Below are 19,367 nucleotides of genomic sequence, written 5' to 3'. Positions count from 1 at the left end.
AACAAATCAGGGGGCGCAGTGTAGCATAAAACGCTCCGGCGCAGCAGGCGCGCCGGAGCAGGGGGTTAGCGCGGCAGGGCAGTGCCCCAGGTGCGCCACTCTTTCGGCTCGCTATCCTGCAGCAGGAAGTGTTTGCCGGTTTGCGCCTTCGGTGCCAGCGGGGTCCCCGGTGGGGTTGCGAACGCAATGCCGCCGCGGATGAACTGGTTAAAGGTGCCGGTTTTCACCACGCCGCCCACCAGACCGAAGTCCAGCGAGTAACCTGATGCCAGCCAGAACACCGAGTTGTTGCGCACCAGGTGCTCGAAGCGCTTGCTGATGCGTAGGCCAACCATGACCCGGTCCGAGAGCGTGCCCAGGGTCAGGCCGGTCACCGTACCCACCTCAATACCGCGGAACAGCACCGGAGTACCGATATTCAGCCCGCCCGCTTCAGGGGCCTCAACCACAATGCTCAGGCCGTCGACATAGCGTGAGTCAGCGATGGTGGCTTCCTGCAGTTCAAACTCCCGGCGGGCAGTACCGCCCCGGCCCGGCTCAACGTTGATATAGGGCTGCAGAATAGTATCAAGGTGCTCAACCCCGGCCGCTGAGATCTGCGGCGTAATCACCGAGAAGCGCGTACCGCTGCGGGCAAAGGTGTTCACATACTCTGGATAGAGCACAGCAGTGGCCTGCACTTCGTTACGCTCGGTAATCAGCTCCAGATCCTGCACCTGACCGATATCAATGCCGAGGTATTTGATCGGCATGCCAGGGGCAAGCTTGCCTGCATCAAAAGCGTGGAGTTTGATCTGTCCGCCCACGGCACGTGCCGCAGTTTCTGACGGGAAGAGGATCCGCTTGTCGCCTTTGCGAGTAGAGGCGTTGGCACCGTTAAGGTTATCAAAGCTCACCGCACCCTTGATGGCTCTGGCAAGCGGGGAAGCCTGCACCGTTAGCCCGCTGCCGTTAAGCTGCACTTTCGCGCCACCTTCAGCCCAGAAGACGCTGTTAGGCGTCAGCAGGGACTGATACTCCGGCTTAACGTGCAGCTGAATATCAAACGCATTAGCGCGTGGACGGACGTTGATGACCTCGCCCACCTCAAACTTACGATAGAGCACCACCGAACCGGCCTGCACGTCCGGCAGCTTCTCGGCGGTCAGGGTCAGGGTGGTAGTCGGCAGGTCGCTGAGGCTGTTTTCTATCGCCTTATCGATGTTTGCGAACAGCGGATAGGTAGATTTGATCTCGCCTTTGGTTCCCGGGAGGATGCGGATCCCGCCGCTGATCCACTCGTTGGCGCTGGCGGCAAGGAACTCTATGCCGTCCAGGCCTACTTTGACGTCGACCCGGCTGTTAACCACAAACTTGCTGTCGCCCTGCACCAGTTCACGGTACTGGGGATCGATAGCCACAGCAAAAGAGACGCCTTTCGCGGACAGATTGCGCTCCAGTACCTGGCCTATCCGCACCCCGTGCAGCACGATGGGCTGACCTGCGTCAATGCCGTAGCTCTCCGGTGCGGTCAGGGTTAGCGTCACCACGCCCGGCTCCTGAAGCAGGGTTTTGTCTGCGGGCAGCACAACGAAGTTGTCTCGCGGCTCGCCTTCCCCCGGGACCAGTTCAAGGGTGGTGCCGGTAAGCAGCGAGCTGACGCTGGCATTGTCTAAAGAGAGCTTGGGACTGCGCATCTCAATGCGCGTATTGGCGCGCAGAAGATTAACCACGCTCGGGTCAACGGTCATCTCTCCGCTCACCGCGCCGCCGGGGTTAAGATCGAGCTTGGTCAGCTCGCCGACCTCCAGCCCCTGGTACATCAGCGGGGTAGAGCCAGCTTTCAGCCCCTCGCCACCGGGCAGGGCGAGCTTAACGATCACCCCGCGCTGGCTGTGGGCCAGATCTTTATACAGGCCGAACTCGTCATCGCTCTCTGCCGGTTTCGATGCTTCCGGGGAGTCAAAGGCAATGGCACCGTTGACCAGCGAGGCAAGGCTCTCCAGCTCTACCTTCGCCCCGCTCAGGCCGACGTCCGCCTTCACGCCAGAGACGTTCCAGAAGCGGCTGCCTTTTTTTACCAGGCTGGTGAAGCGGCGCTCAATCAGCACGTCAATGGTGACGCCCTGCTTGTTGGCATTGATCGAGTAGTCGTAGACGCGCCCGACGGGGATTTTGCGGAAATAGACCAGCGAGCCGCTGCTCAACGAACCGAGGTCGGGGGCGTGGAGATGGATCATCAGCTCGCCGTTGCTGAGGCGATACTTCGGCTGGGTATCAAGGGCCGTAAAGTGATCCTGCGGCTCGCCCTTGCCGGGCATCATGCCGATGTAGTTCCCGCCGACCAGCGCATCCAGCCCGGAGATCCCCGCCAGCGACGCTTTTGGCGTTACCAGCCAGAACTGAGTATCGTTACGCAGGGCATCCTTCATATCCGCTTTGATACTGGCCTTCACCTCAATTTTATTGAGATTTTCGCTCAGGCGGATGTCCTGCACGGTACCCACCTCAACGCCCTGGTAGCGCACCGGCGTACGCCCGGCCACGATGCCGTCAGCCGAGACGAAATCGATGGTGATGGTGTTACCGCGATCCTCATAGCTGCTCCACAAGAGCCAGCCAGCAATCATTAGTGCGATAACAGGTAGCAGCCAGAAAGGCGAAATTCGACGTTTTGTTTTAATGCGCGCTTCAGTCGGCGAAGCGGGGGTTTCCTGACTCATGTGCATCCCAAAGTAAGCGGCTGTCCAGCCATTCCACAGCAAGAATAGTCAAAATTACCGCTGCGCCGAAATAAAACGCAGCGGGACCCATGGTAAACGCGAGAAGCTGATCGCGGTTAATGAGTGACATCGTTATTGAAATCACAAACAGATCGAGCATCGACCAGCGGCCAATCCATGTCACGAAACGCAACAGCAGCAGGCGCGTGCGCAGCCCTTGCTCGCATTTAAAATGGATACTCACCAGCAGTGTAAACAGGACGATGACTTTGGTAAACGGCACCAGGATACTGGCGATAAAAACAATGCCCGCGACGGCGACGTTGCTGCTCGCCAGCGACATAATCCCGGACATGATGGTATCCGCCTGCCGCGAGCCGTTGACATAGACAACTGAAATAGGCAGCAGGTTGGCCGGCAGCAGAAACACCATTGAGGCAATAAGCGCGGCCCAACACTTCTGAATGCTATGCCGTCTGCGGTAGCGCAGCGGAATATGGCAGCGAGGACAGCGTCCCCGCGGATCAGGCAGACCGGTGAAGTGGCACCCCAGGCAGACGCGCAGATTCTCGTGCGGGCGCGTAGCGGGGCGCTGAGGGTAGAAACGCTCCCACAGCTGCTCAATATTGAGATGGATAAGGGTCAGGATGCTTAAAATCACCAGCGCGATAAAGGCGATCAATCCCACCCCTGGCTGCAGATACGCATAGTCCTGAACCTTTATTGAGGCGACGCCGATGCCGATCAGGTAGATATCCAGCATTACCCACTCTTTCAGCCTCTCCAGCATCAGCAGCACCGGGCGCAGGTTCATCCCCAGTCGGTTACCAAACCAGAGATAGGCGATAGCGGCCACCAGCACCAGCGGGGCTCCGACGGTACAAAACAGTACCATAGCGGCGGTGAGCGGATCGCCCTGGGAGGTCATCAGCCAGATCCCCATCAGCAGGTTGGCATCAATACGCGTCCCCAGCAGGTAGAGGTGCAGCAGCGGCTCGCCCCACGCAAAGGGCATCAGCATCAGCATGGTGATGGCCATCGCCCCAAGTCGGGTAAGTGACCAGTCCCGGCCATCGCGGACCTTCGCATCACAGCGCGGGCAATACGCACTTTCGTGTGATTTCATTGCAGGCAGCGCAAAAAGCGTATCGCACTGCGGGCAGCGCTGATAATGTGCTCGTGGCAGAGGATCGCCAATAGCACGAATCGCCATTTTCTTACCGGTGACTAACTTTTGAGTTTTCAGCGCCATGACGTATTTTGGACTATGTTCGAATTAATCTATCTTAACTCATGAATGGATTATCTTGAGCATGAAGGCATTTAATGTTTATTTTAATAGGCTAGGCTACCTTTTTTTGTATGACAACAAGTGATTGAATAATGAACAAAAGTGAATTTTACGCGGAGTTGAACCGCGATTTTCAGGCATTGATGGCAGGTGAAACCAGTTTTTTAGCCACGCTCGCGAATACCAGCGCGCTGCTGTTTGAACGCCTTGAGGGCGTTAACTGGGCAGGTTTTTATCTGCTGGAGGGCGATACGCTGGTGCTAGGCCCGTTCCAGGGCAAGATTGCCTGCGTGCGCATTCCGGTAGGCCGCGGCGTTTGCGGTACGGCAGTGGCGCAAAACAGCGTCCAGCGCGTGGAAGACGTCCATGCGTTTGACGGGCATATCGCCTGCGATTCTGCCAGCAACGCGGAAATTGTTCTGCCGCTGGTGGTTCAGGATAAGATTATTGGCGTGCTTGACATCGACAGCACGGTATTTTCTCGCTTCACGGCCGAGGATGAGCAGGGGCTGCGCGAGCTGGTTTCGCATCTCGAACGCCTGCTGGAAGCGACCGATTATCAAAAATTCTTTGCGGGCGACGCAGTATAATCAACGGATAACGTAGCATTTACTGATGGGGTCATTATAATGACGCCTGTTCATGCCTGCGGCTTGTTGGCAACGTCCGTTGTAATCAGGAAATTTCATGGAAAATCAACCTAAGTTGAATAGCAGTAAAGAAGTTATCGCCTTTCTGGCCGAACGTTTTCCTCACTGTTTCAGTGCAGAAGGTGAAGCGCGCCCCCTGAAAATTGGTATTTTTCAGGATCTGGTAGAGCGCGTTGAAGGAGAGATGAGCCTCAGCAAAACTCAGCTTCGTTCTGCGCTGCGTCTTTACACCTCAAGCTGGCGCTACCTGTATGGGATCAAAGCAGGCGCGACGCGCGTCGATCTCGACGGCAATCCAAGCGGTGTACTGGACGAACAGCATGTTGAGCATGCGCGTAAGCAGCTGGAAGAGGCGAAAGCCCGTGTCCAGGCCCAGCGTGCTGAACAGCAGGCCAAAAAGCGCGAAGCCGCTGCTGCTGCCGGTGAGCAGGAAGATGCGCCACGCCGCGAGCGTAAACCGCGTCCTGCACCGCGCCGTAAAGAGGGCAACGAGCAGCGTAAACCACGCGCCGACAAACCTGCCGCGAAACCTCAGCGCGCACCGCGTGAAGAGCCACAGCATACGCCAGTATCCGATATTACTGCGCTGAACGTGGGTCAGAACCTCAAGGTGAAAGCGGGCAACAACGCAATGGACGCCACTGTACTGGAGATCACCAAAGACGGTGTTCGTGTACAGCTGACCTCAGGCATGTCGATGATTGTACGCGCAGAACACCTGTTGTTCTGAAACGGAGGCCAGGCCCGGCATGAACACTTTGTTTAAGCGCACCGCGTTGGCTGGCCTGTTCCTGATTGCAGGACAGGCTTTTGCCGTTGAAGATATTACGCGTGCCGATCAGATTCCGGTATTAAAGGAAGAGACCCAGCATGCAACGGTCAGTGAGCGCGTGACATCGCGCTTCACCCGTTCCCATTACCGTCAATTCGATCTCGATGAGGCATTCTCGGGCAAGATTTTCGATCGCTATTTAAACTTGCTGGACTACAGCCATAACGTGCTGCTGGCAAGCGACGTTGAGAAGTTCATGCCGAAGCGGAGCGTGCTCGGCGAGGAGCTGCGTACCGGCAAACTCGACGTGTTTTATGCGCTCTATAACCTGGCGCAGAAGCGCCGGTTTGAACGCTATCAGTATGCGCTGAAGGTGCTTGAGCGGCCGATGGATTTCACCGGCAACGACACCTTCAACGTAGATCGCAGCAAAGCGCCGTGGCCGAAAGACGACGCGGAGATGAACGCCCAGTGGGATGCCAAGGTGAAGTTCGATGAGCTGAGCCTGAAGCTGACCGGTAAGGACGAGAAAGAGATCCGCGAGACGCTGACCCGTCGCTATAAGTTCGCGATTCGCCGTCTGGCGCAAACCAACAGTGAAGACGTCTTCTCTCTGGCGATGACCGCCTTTGCCCACGAGATCGACCCGCACACTAACTATCTGTCGCCGCGTAACACCGAGCAGTTCAATACCGAAATGAGCCTCTCTCTTGAGGGGATCGGGGCGGTGCTGCAGATGGACGACGACTACACCGTGATTAACTCCATGGTAGCAGGCGGTCCGGCAGCGAAGAGCAAAGCCATCACCGTTGGCGATCGTATCGTTGGCGTCGGCCAGCCGGGCCAGAACATGGTGGACGTGATTGGCTGGCGTCTTGACGACGTGGTTGCCCTGATCAAAGGTCCGAAGGGAAGCAAGGTACGCCTTGAGATCCTGCCTGCCGGTAAAGGGACCAAGACCCGTATCGTCACCCTGACCCGGGAGCGTATCCGCCTTGAAGATCGCGCCGTGAAGATGTCGGTGAAAACCGTCGGCAAAGAGAAGGTGGGCGTGCTGGATATTCCTGGCTTCTACGTTGGCCTGACCGATGACGTCAAGGTGCAGCTGCAGAAGCTGGAGAAACAGAACGTCAGCAGCGTGATCATCGATCTGCGCACCAACGGCGGCGGGGCGCTGACCGAAGCGGTTTCACTCTCCGGCCTGTTTATTCCGTCTGGTCCAGTGGTGCAGGTGCGAGATAACAACGGCAAAGTGCGAGAAGACAGCGATACCGACGGCGTCGTCTACTACAAAGGCCCGCTGGTGGTGCTGGTTGACCGCTTTAGCGCCTCGGCGTCAGAGATCTTTGCTGCCGCGATGCAGGACTATGGCCGGGCGCTGATCGTTGGTGAGCCGACCTTCGGTAAAGGCACGGTGCAGCAGTATCGCTCTCTTAACCGCATCTACGATCAGATGCTGCGTCCGGAGTGGCCGGCGCTGGGTTCGGTGCAGTACACCATTCAGAAATTCTACCGCGTTAACGGCGGCAGCACGCAGCGTAAGGGCGTGACGCCGGATATCATCATGCCGACCGGCAATGAAGAGACCGAAACCGGTGAGAAGTTTGAAGATAACGCGCTGCCGTGGGATAGCATCAACGCTGCGACCTTTGTGAAATCTGGCGATTTGACGCCGCTTGGGCCGCAGCTGCTCAAGGAGCATGACGATCGTATTGCCAAAGATCCGGAGTTCCAGTACATCCTGAAGGACATTGCTCGCTTCAATGCCCTGAAAGATAAGCGGAATCAGATATCTCTCAACCTTGCCCAGCGTGAGAAAGAGAACGCGGAAGATGACGCGATTCGCCTGGCCCGCCTGAACGACCGCTTTAAGCGTGAAGGCAAGCCGGTGCTGAAGAAGCTGGACGATCTGCCGAAGGATTATCAGGAGCCGGATCCCTACCTTGATGAGACGGTGCATATCGCCCTCGACCTGGCACATATCGAGAAAGATAGCCCGCCAGCGCAGCCCGCTAAAGCACAGTAAACCGCAACAGGCACAAGAAATTGTGCCTGTTTTTTTTAACAAGCGTATCGCGGCGTAAGGCTGCCGCGTCTAAATGTAAAGTTGTGTCTTTCTGGTAACTTACGCGCGGGTTATGCTTGAAAATAGCCAATATACCCATACGATGTGGGTAGTCGCATAGTGCGTTTTGTTAAGTTGAGGTTAAAAGAAAATTATGATGCGGATCGCGCTCTTCCTGTTAACGAACCTGGCGGTGATGCTGGTCTTCGGGCTGGTGCTGAGCCTGACGGGTATTCAGTCGAGTAGCGTTCAGGGCTTGTTGATCATGGCGCTGCTGTTTGGTTTTGGCGGCTCGTTCGTTTCGCTGTTAATGTCGAAATGGATGGCCCTGAAGTCAGTCGGAGGAGAAGTCATTGAGCAGCCGCGCAACGATATGGAGCGCTGGCTGATGAACACCGTGGCGCAGCAGTCGCAGCAGGCAGGCATCGCGATGCCGCAGGTTGCCATCTATCACGCCCCGGACATTAACGCCTTCGCCACCGGCGCGCGCCGTGATGCGTCGCTGGTTGCGGTAAGCACCGGCCTGCTACAGAACATGAGCCGTGATGAGGCCGAAGCGGTTATCGCTCACGAGATCAGCCACATCGCCAACGGTGACATGGTGACCATGACCCTGATCCAGGGCGTGGTGAACACCTTTGTTATCTTTATCTCGCGTATCCTGGCGCAGATCGCCGCAGGCTTTATGGGTGGCAACCGCGACGAAGGCGAAGAGAGCAACGGCAACCCGCTGATCTACTTTGCGGTGTCGATGGTGCTGGAGCTGGTGTTTGGTATTCTGGCGAGCATTATCACCATGTGGTTCTCACGTCACCGTGAATTCCATGCCGATGCCGGATCGGCGAAGCTGGTAGGCCGTGAGAAGATGATAGCTGCTCTGCAGCGTCTGAAAACCAGCTACGAGCCGCAGGAAGCCAGCACAATGATGGCCTTCTGCATCAACGGGAAATCCAAATCCCTGAGCGAGCTGTTTATGAGCCACCCGCCGTTGGATAAGCGTATTGAAGCCCTGCGCAGCGGCGAGTACTTGAAGTAACACAAGCCGTTGTAATAAAAAGCGCGTCTAAGGACGCGCTTTTTTTATGCCTGGGATTTCTGCGTCATCCGCAGGCTACTGAAAGCGGCGGCAACGGCGGCTAATACCGCAGCAAACAGCAGCGCAACGTGCGTGGCGTGATCGGTAAAAAGATTAAACATCAACGCGACCAGCGCGGCCCCGATGCTCTGCCCGAGCAGGCGCGCCGTGCCAAGCATACCGCTGGCTCCGCCGCTGCGCTGACGCGGCGCGGCTGTGATAATGGTGTGGTTATTGGGCGACTGGAATAGCCCAAAGCCCGCGCCGCAGAGCATCATCCGCCAGATGATATCCATATCCGACGGTGCCGTAGGGAGAAGCGCCAGTGCCAGCAGCCCCGCAGCCATGACCGCCAAACCCACCGCACCCAGCAGACCCGCGTGAACCCGTTCAATCAGATACCCCGCCAATGGGGCCATCACCATGGTTGCCAGCGGCCACGGGGTCAGCAGTAGCCCGGTCTCCACCTCACTGCGTCCAAGCACGCTCTGCATAAAGAAGGGCAGTGAGACCAGGGCGAGCATCTGGGCGCAGAATGAGCAGATTGAGGTGCAGATAGAGAGCGAAAAAAGCGGAATGCGCAGCAGATCTACCGGCAACAGCGGCACGGGAAGCCCAAGCTGGCGGCGAATAAAGAAATACCCGATGACCAGCATGACCGCTACTTCTCCAGCGATCAGCGTCAGAGACTGCCCCTGGGCAAAGCCCCCGAGAGCCAGGATCAACAGGCCAAAGGTGAGGGCGTTCATCACCGCACTGGGCAGATCGAAGCGCGTCGTGCTGCGGCGCGGCGGGTTGGCGGGCAGATAGCGCATCGCCAGCAGCAAAGAGACGATCCCCAGCGGCACGTTGATCAAAAATAGCCACTGCCACGAACCAACGGCGAGGATCGCTGCGGCAATGGTCGGGCCCGCCGCCGACGAGACCGCGACGACAAACGAGTTAATACCCATCCCCCGGCCCAGGCTGCGCTGAGGGTAAATGAGCCGAATCAGCGCCGTGTTAACGCTCATTAGCGCCGCGCCGCCGAAGCCCTGGGCGATTCGAGCAAGGGTTAGCATGGTGAGCGAATCGGAGAGGGCACAGAGAAACGAGGTGACGGTAAAGAACGCCAGTCCGCACTGGTAAACCCGTCGGTAGCCAAACATATCCCCCAGAAATGCAAAGGAGAGCAGCGAGATCACGATAGCAATCTGGTAAGCGTTAACCACCCAGATCGAGCTTGCCGGGGAGACGTGCAGATCGCTGGCGATAGTCGGCAGCGCCACGTTAGTGATGACGCCGTCAAGCACCGCCATGGCAATACCGATGATGATGGTCAGTATCGCTCCGTAACGCTGCGGTATCGGCAGGCCTTCTGTAAAAGATTTATCCATAGAGTTTATATGATTAAGCTGAAATTATTATCGTGAGAACGATTTTACCCGCTGCGCGCTGTTTTTATATCGCAGATTTGTAACGAAGTTAACAAACTGCCATTGCGGGCGACCCGCGACGAAATTATAATAAAAACCTATTCTAAATTTTATAAAACACTCGCGATGAGGTGATTAATGGCAATCGCAGATTTGGACAAACAGCCAGATTCTGTCTCTTCAGTACTGAAGGTCTTTGGCATTCTGCAGGCGCTCGGGGAAGAGCGGGAAATTGGCATTACTGAACTGTCTCAGCGTGTGATGATGTCAAAAAGCACCGTTTATCGCTTTTTGCAGACGATGAAATCCCTTGGCTACGTGGCCCAGGAGGGGGAGTCAGAGAAGTACTCCCTAACGCTTAAGCTCTTTGAACTCGGCGCACGCGCGCTGCAAAACGTCGATTTAATTCGCAGCGCCGATATCCAGATGCGTGAGCTTTCGCGCCTGACCAAAGAGACGGTGCACCTTGGCGCGCTGGATGAAGACAGCATTGTCTACATCCATAAAATTGACTCTATGTACAATCTGCGCATGTACTCCCGTATCGGCCGCCGCAACCCGCTCTATAGCACCGCCATCGGTAAAGTGCTGCTGGCCTGGCGCGATCGCGAGGAAGTGAAACAGATCCTTGAAGGCGTTGAGTATAAGCGCAGCACCGATCGCACTATTACCACTACCGACGATCTGCTACCCGTGCTTGATACCGTTCGCGAGCAGGGCTATGGCGAAGACAACGAAGAGCAGGAAGAGGGGCTGCGCTGCATTGGTGTGCCGGTCTTTGACCGCTTTGGCGTGGTCATCGCAGGCCTGAGTATCTCCTTCCCAACGCTGCGCTTCTCTGAAGAGCGTCTGCATGAATATGTTGAGATGCTGCATACCGCAGCGCGTAAAATCTCCGAGCAGATGGGCTATAACGACTATCCGTTCTGATACCAGACGCCGCGCCAGACGCGGCGTTTTCATCTCTGCTCCCTCTTTGCCGCGGTTTCCTGAATAGTCAAATAGCGCTACAGTTAGCTCCGGTTTAATATGCCAGTAGTAACCTGTTTGCATAAGACGTTGATTCGGAGAGAAGAGTGAGAAAGTTTCGGTGGCTGCTCTTGATTGCCATCCTGGTAATTTGCCTGATGCTCTGGACTCAGATGCTCAATGTGATGTGCGATCAGGACGTACAGTTTTTCAGCGGTATTTGCGTTATCAATAAATTTATCCCCTGGTAGCGGCATTTTTGCTTCGAATCATTCCCTTCCTTAATGTCAGTGGTAAGATAGCGCGTCAACATTGAGGTGGTGTAATGAACGAAGTACTGAATTCGGGCGCGTTCAATCTTGCGTCCCTGGTAATTTCTTTGGTGGTGTTGGTCGTTGGGCTAATACTGTGGTTCTTTGTAAACCGGGCCAGCTCCCGCGCTAATGAGCAGATTGAACTGCTTGAGGCGCTACTGGATCAACAAAAACGACAGAACGTGCTGCTGCGTCGCCTCTGCGAGGCCAACGCGCCGGAAAAAGCCGAGCCGGAAGCAAAAACGGCGGCAACAGTGCAAACCGACGGCGACGATTTTATCCGTCTGGTGGCTGAACGCTAAATAAGCTGGAAAGGGTGGTGAGTGATGGCATGGAAAAATCCCTGGTATAATCCAGCCCTGACTCACCATACGCCCCAGGGGTTTCGTAATCTGACCCCCGGTGGGCATCAGCCCGGTGACGTTGAGCGCTGGCAAAAAGAGCGCCGCGCCGCCGGGCTGCCGCATCCTCCCGAGGGCGGCTACGACACTTTTCTTCAGCAGCGGTGGCAGCGTGCCGAAATAGGCGGCAGCGGGGACGGGGTCTGGTGGTTGGGCCATGCCAGCATGCTGCTCCGTCTGGACGGCTGTTATCTGCTGGCGGATCCGCTCTTCTTTAACCGTGCCTCCCCGGTACGCTTTACCGGGCCGCAGCGCAAAAGTCCCGCGCCGCTGAACGTTAGCGATCTGCCGGCGCTGGATGCCATCCTCATTTCGCATAACCATTACGATCATCTCGATACCCGCACCATCCGCGCCCTGTTAAAACGCTTTCCAGACGTCACGCTGTTTGTTCCCCTCGGGCTGGGCCGCTGGTGTCGCCGCCACGGCGTGCGCCACGTGGTCGAGCTTGACTGGTGGCAGAGCTTCACCTTCCAGGGAATGACCCTAAGCGCCGTACCCGCCCAGCACTGGAGCATGCGTACGCCGTGGGACAGAGATCGTTCACTCTGGTGCGGTTGGGTCGTGGAATCCCGGGCGCATCGCTTCTGGTTTGCCGGCGACACCGGCTACACGCCGGACCTGCTGGCGATCCCCGAGCGCCTGGGCAAACTCGATTCCGCTGCGTTGCCGGTCGGTGCCTATGCACCACGCTGGTTCATGTCCGTGCATCATATGGATCCGCAGCATGCGGTGTCACTCTGGCAGCAGATCGGTGAGCCGCTGGCTTTTCCTATCCACTGGGGCGTCTTTGAGCTGGCGGATGAAGCGGTGGACGAGCCAGCCCGGGAGCTGGCCGCGGTATTAAACGAGACGGTGACCCAAACGGATAACTTTAGGATCCTGAAAATAGGTGAGTATTTATCTCTCGATGCCCAGACTATTAAACAGACAGCAGAGTAGCCTGGAGAGGTTATATAAACGATATTATTTTTAGCGAAACGTTTTTATTGCTTTGAATTGATGCAGTGTCATTAAACTTTCATTATTTTGGTGCAGGGGGTGCACTAATTGAGCAACAATTATTCGGTGGTCAACTTATCCATTTCTGATTGCCGGGCAAAAACGTTTTCACTCACCCGTTTTCATGATTTTTCAGTAGGCTATTGCACAAAAATTGCTAACGACATGCTCTATTTAGCCATTGTAAAGCTCAGGCTGGACGACACGACATCGCTGTGTCAGGTTAGCTGCACATCTGTTGTTCTGCTTGCCGCTGAATTTGTGCGACAGATCCAGACATCATTAAAAATGGCTTGCCATAATTAACGTTGTATGTGATAACACGGTGTAGGTTAAACGAGGTACAGTTCTGTTTATGTGTGGCATTATCAGTAAAGAAGTTCTGAGTAAACACGTTGTCGTTGAATACTGCTTCTCTGCCGAACCTTATTTAGTGCCTCATGCAGTAATGTCTCAGTTTCATCTCGGTCAATGCCTGCGGGCTAAGAAAACACTCTAAGGAATTTTGCAAATGGCAAAGATTAAAGGTCAAGTTAAGTGGTTCAACGAGTCTAAAGGCTTTGGTTTCATTACTCCTGCTGACGGCAGCAAAGACGTGTTCGTACACTTCTCTGCAATCCAGGGTAACGGCTTCAAGACTCTGGCTGAAGGCCAGAACGTTGAGTTCGAAATTCAGGACGGCCAGAAAGGCCCAGCAGCGGTTAACGTTACTGCTATCTGATTTTCCTCCACTGCTTGAGCGCGATTAGCGCATCAATGTCAGCGTAAAAGCCTCGCCGCGTGCGGGGCTTTTTAATGCTTGTTTTTCAAAATGTTACTGTAAGCCTCTCCATTCTTCTTTTGTTGCAAAGCCATACCGTTATTAGCACACTTTTTTCCCTTTCTCTTGTTGTTTCCTGTCAAATCAGCGGGTTAATCCGTTTCAGGAGCCAAGGTGAAAAACAAATCTCTTTCCAGCAACTATACCCCTCTGCGTTTTGCCTTGCTCTGCGTGGCCATTATCTGTGCGCTGGGCCTGCTGCTGGGGCGAACGGCCTGGCTCCAGGTCGTCTCGCCGGAAAAGTTGGTCAAAGAGGAGGATATGCGCTCGATTCGGGAAGAGAAGATTGTGCCGCCTCGGGGGATGATCGTCGATCGCAATGGGCTGCCGCTGGCGGTGAGTGTGCCGGTGAGTGCGATCTGGGCCGATCCTAAAGCCATCAACAGCAGCGGTGGGGTGAGAGTGAACCCGCGCTGGCAGGCGCTGGCCAGCGCCCTGAATATGCCGCTGAACGAGATAGCCGAACGCATCCGGCGTAACACGACATCCCGTTTTATCTACCTTGCCCGCCAGCTCGACCCGCAGCAGGCAAAATGGATCGATAACCTTAATTTGCCGGGCATCAATTTGCAGGAGGAGTCGCGCCGCTTTTACCCCAGCGGACACGTTGCGGCTAACCTGATTGGCTTCACCAACGTGGACGGGCAGGGGATCGAGGGCATTGAGAAGAGTTTCAATGCCCAGCTAACCGGCAAGCCCGGTCTGCGTCGGGTGCGCAAAGATCGCCACGGACACGTTATCGAAAATATGACCGAAACGCCTGCCGTCCCGGCGCAAACGCTGATGTTGAGTATCGATAAGCGCCTGCAAACCCTGACCGAAGACGCGCTGGATAACGCCGTCAGCTGGAATAAAGCCGAATCCGGCGCGGCGGTGCTGGTGCGTATCCAGACCGGCGAAATCATGGCGATGGCCAGCTACCCTGATTTCAACCCCAACAACCGCAGCGGCGCGACCCTCGATGATTTCCGCAACCGTGCCATCAGCGATACGTTTGAACCTGGCTCAACGGTGAAGCCGATGGTGCTGATGGCCGCGCTGAAAGAGGGGATCGTTCAGCCTGACAGCGTGGTGGACACCCACCCCTATACCCTCGACGGCCACCGCATTCGCGACGTAGGATACTATCCAGAGCTCACCCTCACCGGCATCCTGCAAAAATCGAGCGATACCGGCGTGTCACATCTGTCGCTGGCGATGCCGATCCAGCGCCTGCTGGATACCTATAAAGCCTTTGGCTTTGGTACATCAACGGGTCTGGGGCTGACCGGGGAGAGCAGCGGCGTCTTGCCGGTGCGCAAATACTGGGGCCAGCTCGATCGCGCCACCTTCTCGTTTGGCTATGGCTTAATGGTCACCCCGCTACAGCTGGCCCACGTCTATGCCACCATCGGCAGCTATGGCCTGGCGCGTCCGCTCTCTATTACCCGCGTCGATCCGCCGATCGTTGGAACCCAGGTGATGCCACAGGAAATAGTGCATGAGGTCGAACACATGATGGAGAGCGTGGCCCTGCCGGGCGGAGGTGGGATCAAAGCTGCCGTACGCGACTACCGCGTGGCGGTGAAAACCGGCACCGCCAAAAAGATCGACGAGAACGGTAAATACGTCAATAAGTACGTGGCCTATACCGCTGGCGTTGCCCCGGCCAGCGCGCCAAAATATGCTCTCGCGGTGGTGATTAACGATCCAAAGAACGGTGCGTACTATGGTGGGGCGGTATCGGCACCGGTATTTAGCGAAATTATGGGTAACGTACTACGGGCAGAAAACGTCACGCCTGACGGTATGGCTCCCGACTCAAGTCATTTAGTGGTGCTGAATTCCCATAGCGGCGCGGATCCGCTGCGTTAAGACATTTCCCGCAGCGGCAATTGGCGTTACACTTTCGCCCTTTCTCTTTGCCCGGAGTTGTTATGTCCTTCACCTGTCCGCTATGCCACGCGCCGCTGCTGCGTACCGATAAAACCTACGTCTGCCCGCAGCGGCACCAGTTTGATATAGCGAAAGAGGGATACGTCAACCTGCTGCCGGTGCAGCACAAGCGTTCACGCGATCCGGGCGATAGTGCGGAGATGATGCAGGCCCGGCGCGCTTTTCTTGACGCCGGGCACTACCTGCCGCTGCGTCAGACGCTAAGCGATCTGCTGGATGTGCGCCTGCCGGAAAAGGCCGAGGCGCTGCTGGATATCGGCTGTGGAGAGGGATACTACACCCATGCCTTCGCCGATATCGCCCGCCAGCACGGGGCCCAGACCTTTGGTCTTGACGTCTCCCGGGCGGCGGTTCGCGCGGCGGCGAAGCGCTATTCGCAGGCGATGTTCTGCGTGGCCTCCAGCCACCGTCTGCCGTTTGAGGCGCAGACGCTGGACGCCGTGGTGCGCATCTATGCGCCCTGTAAAGCTGAAGAGCTGGCGCGGGTCGTGAAGCCGGAAGGGTGGGTGATTACCGCCGCGCCGGGGCCACGGCATCTGGTAGAGCTAAAGGGGCTGATCTATGACGAGGTGCAGCTGCATGCTCCGCAGAGCGAACAGCTGGCTGGGTTTACGCTGCGGGAGCAGCAATCGTTAGGCTACGGAATGATGCTAAGCGGCACCGAAGCTGTGGCGCTGTTGCAGATGACGCCTTTTGCCTGGCGGGCAAAACCGGAGGTTTGGCAGGCGTTGCAGGAGATGGCCCAGTTCAGCTGCGAGGCGGATTTCAGCATTCAGTGCTGGCAGCGCGACGCTTAAGGGGCAAAGTGGCTCCAGAGGATCTGGATGCCGATGCCGATCAGCACCACGCCACCGAGGATCTCGGCCCGTTTGCCCAGCAGCGGGCCGATGAACTTGCCGATCATCATACCGAGGGTAGACATGATCAGGGTGGCACAGCCGATGGCGAGCGCGGTTGTCACAATATTGACCTGCAAAAAGGCCAGACCGACGCCGACGGCCATGGCGTCCAGGCTAGTGGCGATGGCGGTCGTAACCAGCAGCCAGAAGCTGTGGCGGCGCAGCGGAGTAGGATCTTCATTAGGCTGGCAGCGGAAGCCCTCCAGCACCATTCGGCCACCTAAAAAAACCAGCAGCAAGAAGGCAATCCAGTGGTTCCACTCCAACACAAACTGGCTGGCAAGCATGCCTAAGCCCCAACCCAGCAGCGGGGTCAGTGTCTCAATGAAGCCGAAGATCAGGCCGGTGCGCAGGGCGTCAGAAAATTTGGGTTTGTGCAGCGTAGCACCTTTACCAATAGAGGCGGCAAAGGCATCCATCGACATGCCAAAAGCGAGCAGCAGGGTAGCGGATAGGTTCATACAAGCGTCCTGACCGGGAGATCCATATGACACATCACTGCCCCCAGTAATCAGCAGTTGATGCGTCTATGGTCTCGCCTGACCGAAACGCCTCAGCTATTCGATCCGTACGTGCCACGTTTTGCAACGAGTATGTTGACACGCACATTTCCGGGAACAGGAAATTGGCTACTCCCCAACGACGGGCGCAACCTTAACATATTTTGATAAACTAAAACAATAACCGAAGTTCATTATTTCACTGTGCTAGTGATAACGATTTTCATTTGACCGCAAGAGTAAAAATAACGTTAAAAAAGAGGGTGAATTGCGCGGGTAATAATATAGCCACGGCTATGTTTCAGGAGGTCTGTATATCATAAACATAGACGTGGCTATATTTTAAATTATTGAGTTTTAACCATAATCTTGTAGATTTTTTCCAGATCGTCGATATTTCGTACACGAATCAGCAGGCGGCGCTGCTCTAATTGCACCACCAGCACGCCATCTTCTGATAGCTGCATCGCTTTAATACGCCCATATTCAATCCAGATATTCGCAAAGAAAAAGCCGTTTTCTTTGAAGATGATTTTTGGGGCGCGGATCCAGAAAAGATATATAACCACCAGCGCTAGCATAGATAATAGCCACGTGGTTAAAATAGCACCATGATGCGTGACGTTATTATAGATAACAATAGCCAGCAGGCCGGTGAAGATCACGCTATCGGCGCGGCTGCGGCGCAGCAGGGGAGCGGTGAGCAGCGTTGCGCCGTGGCGGCGCGGCATAATAAACTCGTCATAGATAGCGTAAGCCAACAGCCCAGCCACGCACAGCACCAGCACGTAGTCCGTTAACGACATTCATCCTCCAGAAATAAAAACCGGGGGCAGTGCCCCCGGCGTGATATCTACCGCTTACAGGCCGAGCAGGCCAACGGCGTAGCCCGCAATACCGATGACGAAGAAGCCAACGATAATCCACAGCGGGTTCACTTTCCTACGCAGCAGCCACATGCAGGCGAAGGTCAACAGCAGCGGCACCAGGCCCGGCATCAGCTGGTCCAGGATAGTCTGCACGGTGGTAACGTTCGTCTTCCCGGTCTGGTCGGTGATCTCCGATACCACCAGCGGGATATTAACATGCGTCCACTTGTTTACCAGCGCCCCCATGACAAACAGGCCGAGGATTGACGCCCCCTCGGTCAGCTTCTGCAGGAAGCCGCCGCCCATATCTTTAACGATGTCTACCCCTTTACGGTAGCCGTAGGCAACCCCGTAGTAGCGGGTTGCCAGACGTACCACGTTAAAGAGGATAAAGAACAGCAGCGGGCCGAGCAGGCTGCCGCTCATGGCGATCCCCGCCCCGAGCGCGGCAAACACCGGACGCACCGTACCCCAGAAGATCGGGTCGCCGACGCCTGCCAGCGGCCCCATCAGGCCAACTTTGATGCCGTTGATGGCCCCATCGTCAATCTCTGCCCCGTTGGCACGCTGCTCCTCCATCGCCAGGGTAACGCCGAGCACCGGCGCGGCAACGTAGGGGTGGGTGTTAAAGAACTCCAGATGGCGTTTGATCGCCTGACGGCGTGCCTCGTTATTCTCCGGATAGAGGCGTTTGATAGCCGGTACCATAGAGAAGCAGAAGCCCAGCGCCTGCATACGCTCGAAGTTCCATGACCCCTGGAAGAGGTTAGAGCGGAGGAACACGCCGCGGATATCGCCAGGCGTGAGTTTTTTCTCGGACGTCGTTTTTGTCATATCAACCATGTCGCTCACCTGTTAATCCAGTTCGTTATCGAGATCGTTAGCACCGGCAGCCTGAACAGGCGCGCCCGCCGAGCGGTTATATTTCGGGCTAAGCTGAATGTAGAGAATGGCCATCACGGCACCGATTACCCCCAATGCCACCAGGTTAAAGTTGGTGAAGGCGGCGGTAACGAAGCCCAGATAGAAGAACGGCATCAGGTAGCCAGCGCGCATCATGTTGATGACCATCGCATAACCCACTACCACGATCATCCCACCGGCAATGTTCAGGCCGCTGGTCACCACTTCCGGAATGGCGTTGAGCATGCTCTGTACTTCACTGGTACCCACGGAGTAGGCCACGATCACCGCCGGGATAGCGATACGCATTGCCTGCAGGAACAGGGAAGAGACGTGGATCCAGGAGAGCGCCGTCAGGTTGCCGTTTTCGGCCGCCTTATCCGCTGCGTGCTGGAAAGCCACGGTAATGGTACGAACGATAATGGTCAGCACCTGGCCTGCCGCTGCCAGCGGAATAGCCAGCGCGATACCGGCCCCAATGCTCTGACCACCGGCGATAACCAGCACGGTTGAGATGATGGATGCCAGCGCGGCATCTGGTGCGACCGCCGCACCGATGTTCATCCAGCCGAGGGCGATCATCTCCAGGGTACCGCCGATGATAATGCCTTTTTGCATATCACCCAGCACGATACCGATTAACGTACAGGCCACCAGCGGACGGTGAAACTGAAATTCATCCAGCACCGACTCCATACCGGCAATACAGGCCACGACAAACACCAGCACAATCTGAAGAGTGGTAATCTCCATTGTACTTCTCCTATAACAATACAGAATAAAGT

The 19,367-nt window shown here is 56.2% G+C and carries 18 protein-coding genes, 1 pseudogene and 1 riboswitch; of the genes and pseudogenes, 12 read left to right on the top strand and 7 right to left on the bottom strand.

What is annotated here, in order from left to right; genetic code table 11:
• Positions 1-65 precede the first annotated feature (65 nt).
• Both NR795_RS08520 and yebS read right to left on the bottom strand, forming a co-directional pair.
• Positions 66-2,702, bottom strand: a complete 2,637-nt coding sequence (locus NR795_RS08520) for a PqiB family protein (RefSeq protein ID WP_186370585.1) — start codon at positions 2,700-2,702, stop codon at positions 66-68.
• The gene (gene yebS / locus NR795_RS08515) at positions 2,671-3,954 is read right to left on the bottom strand and encodes a membrane integrity lipid transport subunit YebS (protein ID WP_144818647.1); all 1,284 of its coding nucleotides are present in this window, start codon (positions 3,952-3,954) and stop codon (positions 2,671-2,673) included. The genes NR795_RS08520 and yebS overlap by 32 nt, the downstream gene beginning before the upstream one ends.
• 131 nt (positions 3,955-4,085) lie before the next feature.
• Between yebS and NR795_RS08510 the strand changes: the two genes are divergently transcribed.
• From NR795_RS08510 to htpX, 4 genes are all read left to right on the top strand, one after another.
• Entirely contained in the window at positions 4,086-4,583 is a 498-nt protein-coding gene (locus tag NR795_RS08510; RefSeq protein ID WP_144818649.1) for a GAF domain-containing protein, read from the top strand.
• Positions 4,584-4,680: 97 nt separating this feature from the next.
• A complete protein-coding gene (proQ, locus tag NR795_RS08505) occupies positions 4,681-5,373 on the top strand; it encodes an RNA chaperone ProQ (RefSeq protein ID WP_042391318.1) in 693 nt (230 codons plus the stop codon).
• Positions 5,374-5,392: 19 nt separating this feature from the next.
• Positions 5,393-7,441, top strand: a complete 2,049-nt coding sequence (prc, locus tag NR795_RS08500; RefSeq protein ID WP_144818651.1) for a carboxy terminal-processing peptidase — start codon at positions 5,393-5,395, stop codon at positions 7,439-7,441.
• Positions 7,442-7,634: 193 nt separating this feature from the next.
• A complete protein-coding gene (gene htpX, locus NR795_RS08495; RefSeq protein ID WP_042391315.1) occupies positions 7,635-8,516 on the top strand; it encodes a protease HtpX in 882 nt (293 codons plus the stop codon).
• 44 nt (positions 8,517-8,560) lie between these two features.
• Here the strand turns inward: htpX and NR795_RS08490 are convergent, their stop codons facing one another.
• Positions 8,561-9,931, bottom strand: a complete 1,371-nt coding sequence (locus NR795_RS08490; protein ID WP_144818653.1) for an MFS transporter — start codon at positions 9,929-9,931, stop codon at positions 8,561-8,563.
• A 177-nt stretch (positions 9,932-10,108) separates the two neighbouring features.
• On the opposite strand from NR795_RS08490, the gene kdgR reads away from it, so the two are divergent.
• The 8 genes and pseudogenes from kdgR to rlmA all read left to right on the top strand — a co-directional run bounded on the left by kdgR (position 10,109) and on the right by rlmA (position 16,208).
• Entirely contained in the window at positions 10,109-10,900 is a 792-nt protein-coding gene (gene kdgR / locus NR795_RS08485) for a DNA-binding transcriptional regulator KdgR (RefSeq protein WP_042391313.1), read from the top strand.
• A 146-nt stretch (positions 10,901-11,046) separates the two neighbouring features.
• Entirely contained in the window at positions 11,047-11,190 is a 144-nt protein-coding gene (gene mgrB / locus NR795_RS08480; RefSeq protein WP_257757908.1) for a PhoP/PhoQ regulator MgrB, read from the top strand.
• Positions 11,191-11,264: 74 nt separating this feature from the next.
• Complete coding sequence (locus NR795_RS08475; protein ID WP_257757907.1) at positions 11,265-11,555, top strand: YebO family protein; 291 nt, start codon at positions 11,265-11,267, stop codon at positions 11,553-11,555.
• Positions 11,556-11,579: 24 nt separating this feature from the next.
• The gene (locus NR795_RS08470) at positions 11,580-12,596 is read left to right on the top strand and encodes an MBL fold metallo-hydrolase (protein WP_144818657.1); all 1,017 of its coding nucleotides are present in this window, start codon (positions 11,580-11,582) and stop codon (positions 12,594-12,596) included.
• Positions 12,597-13,011: 415 nt separating this feature from the next.
• Positions 13,012-13,155: pseudogene (locus NR795_RS20710) on the top strand (DUF2627 domain-containing protein).
• Between the two features lie 12 nt (positions 13,156-13,167).
• Positions 13,168-13,377 carry a transcription antiterminator/RNA stability regulator CspE gene (gene cspE, locus NR795_RS08460; protein ID WP_001062678.1) on the top strand — a complete coding sequence of 70 codons (210 nt, stop codon included), beginning with the start codon at positions 13,168-13,170 and terminating at the stop codon, positions 13,375-13,377.
• Positions 13,378-13,590: 213 nt separating this feature from the next.
• Complete coding sequence (gene ftsI / locus NR795_RS08455; RefSeq protein WP_257757906.1) at positions 13,591-15,330, top strand: peptidoglycan glycosyltransferase FtsI; 1,740 nt, start codon at positions 13,591-13,593, stop codon at positions 15,328-15,330.
• A 62-nt stretch (positions 15,331-15,392) separates the two neighbouring features.
• A complete protein-coding gene (gene rlmA / locus NR795_RS08450) occupies positions 15,393-16,208 on the top strand; it encodes a 23S rRNA (guanine(745)-N(1))-methyltransferase (RefSeq protein ID WP_257757905.1) in 816 nt (271 codons plus the stop codon).
• Here the strand turns inward: rlmA and mntP are convergent.
• The 4 genes from mntP to NR795_RS08430 form a co-directional block, all read right to left on the bottom strand.
• Positions 16,205-16,771 carry a manganese efflux pump MntP gene (mntP, locus tag NR795_RS08445; RefSeq protein WP_257757904.1) on the bottom strand — a complete coding sequence of 189 codons (567 nt, stop codon included), beginning with the start codon at positions 16,769-16,771 and terminating at the stop codon, positions 16,205-16,207. The genes rlmA and mntP overlap by 4 nt on opposite strands.
• An 18-nt stretch (positions 16,772-16,789) precedes the next feature.
• Positions 16,790-16,960: riboswitch (yybP-ykoY riboswitch) on the bottom strand.
• Between the two features lie 197 nt (positions 16,961-17,157).
• Positions 17,158-17,616: a DUF986 family protein gene (locus NR795_RS08440; RefSeq protein WP_144818667.1), complete on the bottom strand. Its 459-nt coding sequence runs from the start codon at positions 17,614-17,616 to the stop codon at positions 17,158-17,160.
• Between the two features lie 54 nt (positions 17,617-17,670).
• Complete coding sequence (locus tag NR795_RS08435) at positions 17,671-18,522, bottom strand: PTS mannose transporter subunit IID (protein ID WP_144818669.1); 852 nt, start codon at positions 18,520-18,522, stop codon at positions 17,671-17,673.
• 12 nt (positions 18,523-18,534) lie between these two features.
• Entirely contained in the window at positions 18,535-19,335 is an 801-nt protein-coding gene (locus NR795_RS08430; protein ID WP_042391300.1) for a PTS mannose/fructose/sorbose transporter subunit IIC, read from the bottom strand.
• Between the last annotated feature and the right edge of the window lie 32 nt (positions 19,336-19,367).

This window comes from Pseudescherichia sp. L3 (assembly GCF_024656065.1).
Classification (GTDB): Bacteria; Pseudomonadota; Gammaproteobacteria; order Enterobacterales; family Enterobacteriaceae; genus Pseudescherichia.
The sequence above is the reverse complement of the archived record's forward strand: the minus strand, read 5'-3'. Positions and strand labels throughout refer to the sequence as shown.

What these genes read in the sequence shown, in the direction of transcription:
- NR795_RS08520 (WP_186370585.1), bottom strand. Translation starts at nt 2,702, where the DNA reads ATGAGTCAGGAAACCCCCGCTTCGCCGACTGAAGCGCGCATTAAAACA.
- yebS (WP_144818647.1), bottom strand. Translation starts at nt 3,954, where the DNA reads ATGGCGCTGAAAACTCAAAAGTTAGTCACCGGTAAGAAAATGGCGATT.
- NR795_RS08475 (WP_257757907.1), top strand. Translation starts at nt 11,265, where the DNA reads ATGAACGAAGTACTGAATTCGGGCGCGTTCAATCTTGCGTCCCTGGTA.
- NR795_RS08435 (WP_144818669.1), bottom strand. Translation starts at nt 18,522, where the DNA reads ATGGTTGATATGACAAAAACGACGTCCGAGAAAAAACTCACGCCTGGC.
- kdgR (WP_042391313.1), top strand. Translation starts at nt 10,109, where the DNA reads ATGGCAATCGCAGATTTGGACAAACAGCCAGATTCTGTCTCTTCAGTA.
- mntP (WP_257757904.1), bottom strand. Translation starts at nt 16,771, where the DNA reads ATGAACCTATCCGCTACCCTGCTGCTCGCTTTTGGCATGTCGATGGAT.
- cspE (WP_001062678.1), top strand. Translation starts at nt 13,168, where the DNA reads ATGGCAAAGATTAAAGGTCAAGTTAAGTGGTTCAACGAGTCTAAAGGC.
- NR795_RS08510 (WP_144818649.1), top strand. Translation starts at nt 4,086, where the DNA reads ATGAACAAAAGTGAATTTTACGCGGAGTTGAACCGCGATTTTCAGGCA.
- NR795_RS08430 (WP_042391300.1), bottom strand. Translation starts at nt 19,335, where the DNA reads ATGGAGATTACCACTCTTCAGATTGTGCTGGTGTTTGTCGTGGCCTGT.
- NR795_RS08490 (WP_144818653.1), bottom strand. Translation starts at nt 9,931, where the DNA reads ATGGATAAATCTTTTACAGAAGGCCTGCCGATACCGCAGCGTTACGGA.
- htpX (WP_042391315.1), top strand. Translation starts at nt 7,635, where the DNA reads ATGATGCGGATCGCGCTCTTCCTGTTAACGAACCTGGCGGTGATGCTG.
- NR795_RS08440 (WP_144818667.1), bottom strand. Translation starts at nt 17,616, where the DNA reads ATGTCGTTAACGGACTACGTGCTGGTGCTGTGCGTGGCTGGGCTGTTG.
- NR795_RS08470 (WP_144818657.1), top strand. Translation starts at nt 11,580, where the DNA reads ATGGCATGGAAAAATCCCTGGTATAATCCAGCCCTGACTCACCATACG.
- prc (WP_144818651.1), top strand. Translation starts at nt 5,393, where the DNA reads ATGAACACTTTGTTTAAGCGCACCGCGTTGGCTGGCCTGTTCCTGATT.
- proQ (WP_042391318.1), top strand. Translation starts at nt 4,681, where the DNA reads ATGGAAAATCAACCTAAGTTGAATAGCAGTAAAGAAGTTATCGCCTTT.
- rlmA (WP_257757905.1), top strand. Translation starts at nt 15,393, where the DNA reads ATGTCCTTCACCTGTCCGCTATGCCACGCGCCGCTGCTGCGTACCGAT.